This is a genomic window from Serratia sp. CY44782, from assembly GCF_052168715.1.
Classification (GTDB): Bacteria; Pseudomonadota; Gammaproteobacteria; order Enterobacterales; family Enterobacteriaceae; genus Serratia; species Serratia nevei.
Genome location: NZ_JBJNME010000011.1, coordinates 214,794 through 223,981, shown reverse-complemented (window position 1 = coordinate 223,981; position 9,188 = coordinate 214,794). Strand labels below are relative to the sequence as shown.

Here is a 9,188-nt window from a genome sequence, read left to right as displayed (position 1 = left end):
CGGCGGAGCAGCTGTTCGCCGAGTTCGGCTTCACCGTGGACAACGTGGTGGCCAAGGCGCAGGCGCTGCTGAAGTAAGCGGCCTGGCGCAAGCCGATAAAAAAGCCGGTCATCGTGACCGGCTTTTTTTATGCCATCACCCGATGAATCTGCAAATATTGCAGCAGCATGATGGTCTTGCCGTCTTTAATGCGGCCGTCGGCGATCATCGCCACCGCTTCGCTGAACGGCAGTTCGATCACTTCAATATCTTCATCTTCAATGCCGCCGCCGGCCGCGCGCCGCTCATCGTCATGGTATTCGGCGATAAAGAAGTGCACGATCTCGGTCACGCCGCCCGGCGACATGTAGGCTTCGAAGATTTTCTTGACCTCGCCCACCTGAAAACCGGTCTCTTCCACCGCTTCGCGCCGCGCGCACTGCTCCGGCGAATCGGCGTCCAACAGGCCGGCGCAGGCCTCAAGCAGCATGCCGCTTTCGTTGCCGTTGACATAGGTCGGCATGCGGAACTGGTTGGTCAGCACCACCGTACCCTTGGCGCGGTTGTACAGCAAAATGGTGGCGCCGTTGCCGCGATCGTAGACCTCGCGCACCTGTTGCACCGAACCGCCGTTTTTGCGTTTCAGATCGAACGTGTACTTGTGCAGCACATACCAGTTGTCCGACAGCAGCTCTTTCTTCACATTCTCAATTTTCGACGACATGCCCTTTTCCCTTGAGTAGCAACCTGAAGATCATACCGCGATTGCACCGCGCCACGGCAGACGATTTGCAACAAAAATCACACGCACCCACCGGGCGAGCCAGAACGAAGCGCCCCCCAAAGGCAAATCGTCAGCGGAAATTAGCCTGCCGCTGAACATCGGCGGGCATTTCGCTATTCATTTGATTATACGACGACAATTGTTCCCGTTTTGTTGACAACTTGATACAAATCGCGGTGCATTTTAGTTGCAAAAGTTATAGTTTTGCTTTCGAATGAAACTGGCGAAGCGCCTCACCTGAGAGAAGGATCCGTGATTGCTTGTTAAACGTTCCGTGACCGGCAGCCTGGCCAGAGCGCTGTTCGGCATCGTGATACTGTCGGTGCTCGCCACCGGGTTGGCGTTGACCACCGTCGCCGGCAGCCAGAGCGACGCCGAAGCGATCAATATCGCCGGTTCGCTGCGCATGCAAAGCTACCGGCTGGCCTTCGATCTCGACCAGCAGAGCCCGGAGCTGGAGCTGCACCTGCAGCAGTACCGGCAATCTTTACAGGCGCCGGTGCTGCAAAAGCTGGCGCGGTTTTACGTACCGGCCGAGGTGCGGAATCACTATCTGGCGCTGCAACGGGCATGGCAAACGATGGAGCGCCAGATCCGCGGCGGGCAGGCGGCTGCCTACCGGGCGGAGGTCGCCGGCTACGTCAACCGCGTCGATCATTTCGTTTCTGCCCTGCAGCGCTATTCCGAGCTGAAACTCACCCTGGTGGCCGCCGTCAGCGTGATCGGTTACGCCGCCATCATTGGCCTGGTGCTGTTCTGCATTCGCTTTATGCGCCGCCAGGTGGTCACGCCGCTGCAGCATCTGGTCGACGCCAGCCAGCGCGTGCAGCAGCGCGACTTCAGCCACCCGCAGCTGGACGTGGCGCTGCCGAACGAGCTCGGCGTGCTGTCGCAAACCTTCAGCGCCATGTCGGACGAGCTGGCCCGGCTCTATCAGTCGCTGGAGCTGAAAGTGCAGGAAAAAACCCGGCGCCTGCAGCAGGCCAACGAAACGCTGGAGGTACTGTATCGCTGTTCGCAGGCGCTGAGCGTGCGCCAGATCGATCAGCAGGCGTTCGAGAATGTGCTGCGCATTGTGCGCCAAAGCGAACGGCTGCGCTGCATCCGGCTGAACGTGGCGGACGACCACGGCCAATGGCAACTGAACGAAGGGGAAGCGGCGCCGACGCAAGCCTGGAACACGCTGCCGATCACCCAGAGCGACAAACCGCTTGGCGAGCTGCGTTGGCAGCCCGAGGCGCACCCGCCGCATCCTCATCTTATGCAGAGCCTGGCCAACATGCTGGGCCGCGGCGTCTACTTCAACCGGGCGCAAAAGCAGCACCAATATTTGCTGTTGATGGAAGAGCGCGCGACCATCGCCCGCGAGCTGCACGATTCGCTGGCGCAGACGCTGTCGTTCCTGCGCATTCAGCTTACGCTGCTCAGGCGCGCCACCGATGCGCCGGCGGCGCAGGTGATTATCGACGATTTCGATCGCACGCTGGCCGATGCCTATCGCCAACTGAGAGAATTACTGGCCACCTTCCGTCTCAATATTCAGGAGGCGGACCTGAACGCCGCGCTGGAGCAGCTGTTGCAGCCATTAAAGGCTCTAACCCCCGCGCGGATTCAGTTACACTGTCGGCTACCTTCGCAGGCGCTCAATGCCCAGCAGCAGGTGCACGCGCTGCAGATCGTGCGCGAGGCGGTGCTCAATGCCGTCAAGCACGCCGGGGCGAACGAGATAACCCTGCGTTGCGAAGTCAACGCCGCAGGCGACAACGTATTCAGCATTATCGACGACGGTTGCGGCATCGCCAGTCTGGAGGAACCGGAAGGGCACTACGGCTTGACCATCATGAGCGAACGCGCGGCGCGATTGGGGGGAACGCTGCACATTCGGCGCAGAAACGGCGGCGGCACGGCGGTCTGCCTGACATTCCCGCCCTGACCTCGCCGCTGTTCACTTTGCGTTACGGCTGCCGCCGGGCAGAAGGCCGCCCGGGGAGGTTTGCGGCGAAGATTGCCGCTATTTTTGAAGAGACAGTCCCACTGTGAAGCACGCCCCAGGGCGCGTTTGAGTGGCTTTACTTGCTACAGGGAGCATATTTCATGGTGATGAAGCAATACCGAGTCATGATCGTTGACGATCATCCGTTGATGCGGCGCGGCATCAAACAACTGCTGGGACTGGATGCGCGATTTGGCGTGGTGGCAGAGGCCGGCAACGGCAGTGAGGCGGTTGCGCTGGCACTGCAGCACACGCCGGACGTGATCTTGTTGGATCTGAACATGAAGGGCATGTCCGGGCTGGACACGCTGCGGGCCCTGCGCGACGAAGGCGTGGATGCGCGCATCATCGTGCTGACGGTTTCCGACGCGCGCAGCGATCTGTATGCGCTGATCGACGCCGGCGCAGACGGCTACCTGCTGAAGGACAGCGAGCCGGAACAGCTGCTGGAACACATCAGCGCCGCCGCCGAAGGGCAGAACGTGATCAGCGACGCCATGGCCGACTATTTGTTGGCGCGCGGCGAGCAACGCGATCCCTTCGCCGCCTTGACCGAACGCGAGCTGGACGTCTTGCAAGAGGTGGCGCGCGGCCTGTCCAACAAGCAGGTGGCGGCGCAGTTGCATATCTCTGAAGAAACCGTGAAGGTGCACATCCGCAACATACTGCGCAAGCTGGACGTGCGTTCTCGCGTGGCGGCGACGGTGATGTACCTGGAGCACAAAAGTCAATGATCGCCCCGCCCCGGCAATGCGCCGGGGCAGCTTACTCGATGGCGCTGAGCAGCGCCTGATGATGCTGGTGCACCCAGCTCTTGTTGAACGGCCCCCAGCTTTCCAACTGATAAAAACCGTCGTTGTTGCGCACGCCCTGCTGCACGAACTGCAGCTCGACGCCCATGCCGGGCAGCGCCTTCAGCACATCCTGCAACGTGCGGCGCGGCCAGCCGGTCAGCGCCATCAACCGCGGCACATTGGGCCGCTCACTGTGGCTGATCAGCCAGCACAAATAAAGCCGACGGGCAAATACCGGGTTAATTCCCATGCCAAGCTCCTGCTGTAAGGTAAGTCCAGTTTTTACTTTCCGGTTCCCTGCGGCGAAGAGATGCGCAAGGCCTTTGATAGTAATAAAAATGTCTTAATAGCGTACAATTACCGACGCCAGTACACCCACGCCGTTTTCCGCTACCGTTATTTACACTATCTCCTTTTTTTCTCCACGCTTTCCTCGGCTATCCCGAGTAAAGTGCAATAGCGCCGGAATCCTTCCCTGCCGCTGAAATGCATAATTCTGATGCGTTTTAAAGATAGAACAAGTCATAACGAGGTTCGCGCTGCATGGCCAATTTTTTTATTAATCGCCCGATTTTTGCCTGGGTGCTGGCAATTATTCTTTGCCTGACCGGGGCGTTGGCGATTTCTTCCCTACCGGTAGAACAATACCCGAATTTGGCGCCGCCGAACGTGCGCATCAGCGCAACTTACCCAGGTGCTTCGGCGCAAACGCTGGAAAACACCGTTACCCAAATCATTGAACAGAATATGACCGGCCTCGACAACATGATGTATATGTCGTCGCAGAGCACCAATACCGGCCAGGCCACCGTCACGCTGACGTTCGAAGCCGGCACCGATCCCAACGAGGCGATGCAGCAGGTGCAAAACCAGCTGCAGGCGGCGATCAAACGTCTGCCGCAGGCGGTGCAGAATCAGGGAGTCACGGTGTCGAAATCCGGCGACACCACGCTGATGATGGTGGCGTTCGTCTCCACCGACAACAGCATGGACAAGCAGGACATTGCCGATTACATCGTCTCCAACCTGCAGGATCCGCTCAGCCGCATCAACGGCGTCGGCAGCATGGACGTGTACGGCTCGCAATACGCCATGCGCATCTGGCTCGATCCCAACAAGCTCAACAGCTACCAGCTCACGACCCAGGACGTGGTCAAGGCCATTCAGTCGCAGAACGCCCAGGTGGCGGTCGGCCAGCTGGGCGGCACGCCGTCGGTCGACAAGCAGGCGCTGAACGCCACCATTAACGCCCAGTCGCAGCTCCAGACGCCGGAACAGTTCCGCCAGATCACGCTGCGGGTCAATCAGGACGGCTCGCTGGTGACGCTGGGCAACGTCGCCACCGTCGAACTGGGCGGCGAGAACTACAACTACCTCAGCCGCTACAACGGCATGCAGGCCGCAGGCATGAACATCAAGCTGGCCTCCGGCGCCAACGAACTGCAGACCGACCAGCTGGTGAAGGACAAGATCGCCGAGCTGTCGCAGTACTTCCCGCATGGGCTGGAAGCCAAGGTGGCCTATGAAACCACCCCGTTCGTCAAAGCCTCGATCAAGGACGTGGTGAAAACGCTGCTGGAAGCCATCCTGCTGGTGTTCCTGGTGATGTACCTGTTCCTGCAGAACTTCCGCGCCACGCTGATCCCCACCATCGCCGTGCCGGTCGTGCTGATGGGCACCTTCGCCATCCTTTCCGCCTGCGGTTTCAGTATCAATACCCTCACCATGTTCGCCATGGTGCTGGCGATCGGCCTGCTGGTGGACGACGCCATCGTGGTGGTGGAAAACGTCGAACGCGTGATGAGCGAGGAAGGCCTGCCGCCGCGTGAGGCCACGCGCAAATCCATGGGGCAAATCCAGAGCGCGCTGGTCGGCATCGCGCTGGTGCTGTCGGCGGTGTTTGTACCGATGGCGTTCTTCGGTGGCACCACCGGCGCCATCTATCGCCAGTTCTCCATCACCATCGTTTCCGCCATGGTGCTGTCGGTGCTGGTGGCGATGATCCTGACCCCGGCCCTGTGCGCCACGCTGCTCAAACCGATCGCCAAGGGGCACCATCACGGCAAGCGCGGCTTCTTCGGCTGGTTCAACCGCATGTTCAACCGCAACGCCGAACGCTATGAGCGCGGCGTGGGGCGTATCCTGCACGCCAGCGGCCGCTACATGGTGATTTATCTACTGTTGCTCGGCGGCATGGCGCTGCTGTTCATCAAGCTGCCGACCTCGTTCCTGCCGCAGGAAGACCGCGGCATCTTCACCGTGCAGGTGCAGCTGCCGGCGGGCTCGACCCTGCAGCAAACCTCTAAAGTGGTGGAAAAGGTCGAGCAGTACTTCCTGACCGAAGAGAAACAGGACGTGGTGTCGGTGTTCGCCATCATCGGTTCCGGCCCGGGCGGCAACGGCCAAAACGTGGCGCGCCTGTTCGTCCGGCTGAAAGACTGGGATCTGCGCACCTCTGGCGCCAACAGTTCGTTCGACATCATCGATCGCGCCACGCTGGCATTCAACAAGATTAACGAAGCGCGGGTGATCGCCAGCAGCCCGCCGGCGATCACCGGCCTCGGCAACTCTTCCGGCTTCGATATGGAGTTGGAAGACCACGCCGGGCTCGGCCACGCCAAGCTGATGGCGGCGCGCGATCAGCTGCTGCAGCTGGCCGGGCAAAACCCGCTGCTGTCGCGCGTGCGCCACAACGGCCTGGACGACAGTCCACAGCTGCAAATCGACATCGATCAACGCAAGGCGCAAGCGCTGGGCGTGTCGATCGACGACATCAACAATACCCTCTCCACCGCCTGGGGCTCGACCTACGTCAACGATTTCGTCGACCGCGGCCGGGTGAAAAAAGTCTATGTGCAGGCCGCGGCGCCGTTCCGCATGCTGCCGGATGACATCAACAAATGGTATGTACGCAACAGCGCGGGTGGCATGGTGCCGTTCTCGGCCTTCGCCACCTCACACTGGGAGTACGGCTCGCCGCGGCTGGAGCGCTATAACGGCAGCTCGGCGCTGGAGATCGTCGGCGAGGCGGCCAACGGCGTCAGCACCGGCACCGCCATGGCGGAAATGGAGAAACTGGTCAGCCAACTGCCGACCGGCTTTGGCCTGGAATGGACCGCGATGTCCTATCAGGAACGGCTGTCCGGCTCGCAGGCGCCGGCGCTGTACGCCATCTCGCTGCTGGTGGTGTTCCTGTGCCTGGCGGCGCTGTATGAGAGCTGGTCGATCCCGTTCTCGGTGATGCTGGTGGTGCCGCTGGGGGTGATCGGCGCGGTCGCCGCCACCTGGATGCGCGGCCTGGAGAACGACGTCTATTTCCAGGTCGGCCTGTTGACCATCATTGGGCTGTCGGCGAAAAACGCCATTCTGATCGTCGAGTTCGCCAATGAGCTGAACCATAAAGGGCAGGATCTGATGTCCGCCACGCTCGATGCGTCACGCATGCGTCTGCGGCCAATCCTGATGACCTCGCTGGCGTTTATCTTCGGCGTGCTGCCGATGGCCACCAGCAGCGGCGCCGGTTCCGGCAGCCAGCATGCGGTCGGCACCGGGGTCATGGGCGGCATGATCTCCGCCACTCTGCTGGCTATTTTCTTCGTGCCGCTGTTCTTCGTGCTGGTACGGCGCCGTTTCCCGGGCAAAGCGCATCCTGCAGGCAATACGACGGCCGCCGGGGAGTGATCGACAGGGCATAAAAAAGCAGCGTCGGGTGAACCGATGCTGCTTTATTTCGAACGATAATCTCGTTCCCAAGGTGTTTCAGTGACGTTCCAATGACTCAACCTTGCCACCTGCTTCAACGCTGTGTCAGTTGCCCAACATCTCATCAATGAAGTCTTTCCAGTTTCCTAATTCACGATCAACCATAATACTTTACAACCTCAATTATTTGACGAAGCGGATTCTACGCCTGTTTTTTGACCATGTGAAGGGAAACGGGAACGATGCCGGGCCCGGAAACCGGGGTTAGCGCACATTTTCGTATTTATCTGATCAATACTCAGTGCAGCTATTCCCTTGTGATATCAATTTCTCCACGATAGCGTGTAAAAGGTATAAAAATACGCCAATGGAGCGCCGATCATGCCCACCTCTTTGTCTCTTTCACAGCTGAAAACGCAGGGCCGCTATCAGGAAGCTACTGCGCTGGCGTTACGGCAGCTGGCAGCAGAGCCGGAAGCGGCGATGCTACACTTTCAGCTGGCCTGCCTTTACGACGTACAGGGCCTGGAGCAGCAGGCTATTCCCTGCTACCTCGCGGCGTTGGCTCGCGATTTGCCGCCCGCACAGCGCCGCGAGGCCTGGCTGGGTCTCGGTAGCACTTACCGCGCCCTGGGAGAATATCCGGCGTCGCTGCGCGCTTTCGACGCGGGTCTTGACCGAGTTCCCGCAGGCCAATGAGCTAATGCTGTTTCGCGCCATGACGCTGTACAACCTGGGTGAAAGCAAACGGGCCGTATCCGATCTGTTGCTGCTGCTGGCGGAAACCTCGTCAGACCCCGACATCCGCGGCTATCAGCGCGCCATTCGGCACTATGCCGCCGATCTCAGTCTCATTGGTTAGAGGAAGACGATGGAAATTATCACCGACCTGACACGCCGCGCCATCGACTGGCAGCGGCTGTGTGAGTTGCTCGAGGCAGCCGGGCTGGGCAAACGCGATCCGCACACGCTGCAGCGCGTTTACCAACACAGTCAGTTTTGCTATTGGGGGTTTATCGGCGATGAGCTGATAGCGACCGCACATGCCATCAGCGATCTGACCTCGGTCGCCTATCTGGCCGACGTGGTGATCGATCCGCGTTATCAGGGGCAGGGATTGGGGCGCAGGTTGATGGATCGGGTGATGCAAGATTTGGCGCCGCTCGGCAAGATTTTCATCTATTCCGTGCCGGAAAAACTGGCCTTTTATAAAAAGTACGGCTTTCACGATTTAACCACCGGCATGGTGTATGCGGACGGTGCCTCACTGCTGCGCCTGCAACAGGGAGGCTACGTACGTTAATCGCACATCACAAGGTTTTGCTCATAAAGACGCGGCTGGTTCCCGGCGGCAAGCAAGGCACCTCCCCCATACGCTGCCAGCCATGCCGCTGATAAAAGTCCGGCGCCTGGAAGCTGATGGTATACAACACGGCGGAAAGGCAACCGCGTCGGCGCCCCTCCTGCTCAAAGCGGCGCAACAGCTCGCTGCCCAGCCCTGCGCCGCGCAGCGCTTCCGGCAGATAAAAAAGATCGAGAAACAGCAGCCCTAGTGATGAGCGCCCGGTAATTCCCCCCAGAACTTTCCCGCTGTCGAGATCTTTTACCACCACCGCCAGCGGCTGACGATCGCCATAGCCGATATGTTCATCATTAAAACGGTCCAACCCTTCCGCGATACAGGACGTTATTTCCGGTGTTACCCGATCGGAAATTTCGATATGACATTCTTTCACGCTAGCTCTCCGTATCAATCACCCACATTTATGCGCTGTTTGTAGCTAAAAACATCGCATTTTCTTTGTTTAGATTTATCTTTACATCCATTTCCACGCTAATTTCCACACCGCTTCATAACCGGTTCTATCACCGATTGAAATAAAACCGCCGAACGTAACAAAACTAAGAAATATCTTAATAATTAATTCATTAGCCC

General features: G+C 59.3%; 8 protein-coding genes and 2 pseudogenes. 6 read left to right on the top strand and 4 right to left on the bottom strand.

All coding sequences use genetic code 11. The features are described 5' to 3' along the window. Window positions 1–77, top strand: a pseudogene (locus tag ACJ8HT_RS21095) (transketolase-like TK C-terminal-containing protein); the annotation flags it as partial. A gap of 50 nt (window positions 78–127) precedes the next feature. Here ACJ8HT_RS21095 and nudK read toward each other — a convergent pair. Continuing rightward, complete coding sequence (gene nudK / locus ACJ8HT_RS21090; RefSeq protein WP_049272608.1) at window positions 128–703, bottom strand: GDP-mannose pyrophosphatase NudK; 576 nt, start codon at window positions 701–703, stop codon at window positions 128–130. 316 nt (window positions 704–1,019) lie between these two features. Between nudK and narQ the strand changes: the two genes are divergently transcribed. Both narQ and ACJ8HT_RS21080 read left to right on the top strand, forming a co-directional pair. Then, window positions 1,020–2,696, top strand: coding sequence for a nitrate/nitrite two-component system sensor histidine kinase NarQ (gene narQ / locus ACJ8HT_RS21085; RefSeq protein WP_197653253.1), 1,677 nt, complete (start codon window positions 1,020–1,022; stop codon window positions 2,694–2,696). Between the two features lie 161 nt (window positions 2,697–2,857). Continuing rightward, window positions 2,858–3,490 (top strand): response regulator, encoded by a 633-nt coding sequence (locus ACJ8HT_RS21080; RefSeq protein WP_049197963.1) that lies wholly within the window; start codon window positions 2,858–2,860, stop codon window positions 3,488–3,490. A 31-nt stretch (window positions 3,491–3,521) separates the two neighbouring features. On the opposite strand, the gene ACJ8HT_RS21075 is transcribed toward ACJ8HT_RS21080, so the two are convergent. Beyond that, the gene (locus tag ACJ8HT_RS21075) at window positions 3,522–3,800 is read right to left on the bottom strand and encodes a winged helix-turn-helix domain-containing protein (protein WP_004941750.1); all 279 of its coding nucleotides are present in this window, start codon (window positions 3,798–3,800) and stop codon (window positions 3,522–3,524) included. A 293-nt stretch (window positions 3,801–4,093) separates the two neighbouring features. Here ACJ8HT_RS21075 and acrD point away from each other — a divergent pair, with 293 nt between their 5' ends. Then, window positions 4,094–7,231 (top strand): multidrug efflux RND transporter permease AcrD, encoded by a 3,138-nt coding sequence (gene acrD / locus ACJ8HT_RS21070; RefSeq protein ID WP_197653254.1) that lies wholly within the window; start codon window positions 4,094–4,096, stop codon window positions 7,229–7,231. A 126-nt stretch (window positions 7,232–7,357) separates the two neighbouring features. Here the strand turns inward: acrD and ypfM are convergent, their stop codons facing one another. Next, window positions 7,358–7,417 (bottom strand): protein YpfM, encoded by a 60-nt coding sequence (ypfM, locus tag ACJ8HT_RS21065; protein ID WP_100396732.1) that lies wholly within the window; start codon window positions 7,415–7,417, stop codon window positions 7,358–7,360. Between the two features lie 216 nt (window positions 7,418–7,633). Here ypfM and ACJ8HT_RS21060 point away from each other — a divergent pair. Then, window positions 7,634–8,114, top strand: a pseudogene (locus tag ACJ8HT_RS21060) (tetratricopeptide repeat protein). 9 nt (window positions 8,115–8,123) lie between these two features. Continuing rightward, entirely contained in the window at window positions 8,124–8,555 is a 432-nt protein-coding gene (locus ACJ8HT_RS21055; RefSeq protein ID WP_197653255.1) for a GNAT family N-acetyltransferase, read from the top strand. 7 nt (window positions 8,556–8,562) lie between these two features. Here ACJ8HT_RS21055 and ACJ8HT_RS21050 read toward each other — a convergent pair whose 3' ends face one another. Further along, window positions 8,563–8,988 carry a GNAT family N-acetyltransferase gene (locus ACJ8HT_RS21050; protein ID WP_194572592.1) on the bottom strand — a complete coding sequence of 142 codons (426 nt, stop codon included), beginning with the start codon at window positions 8,986–8,988 and terminating at the stop codon, window positions 8,563–8,565. Window positions 8,989–9,188 lie beyond the last annotated feature (200 nt).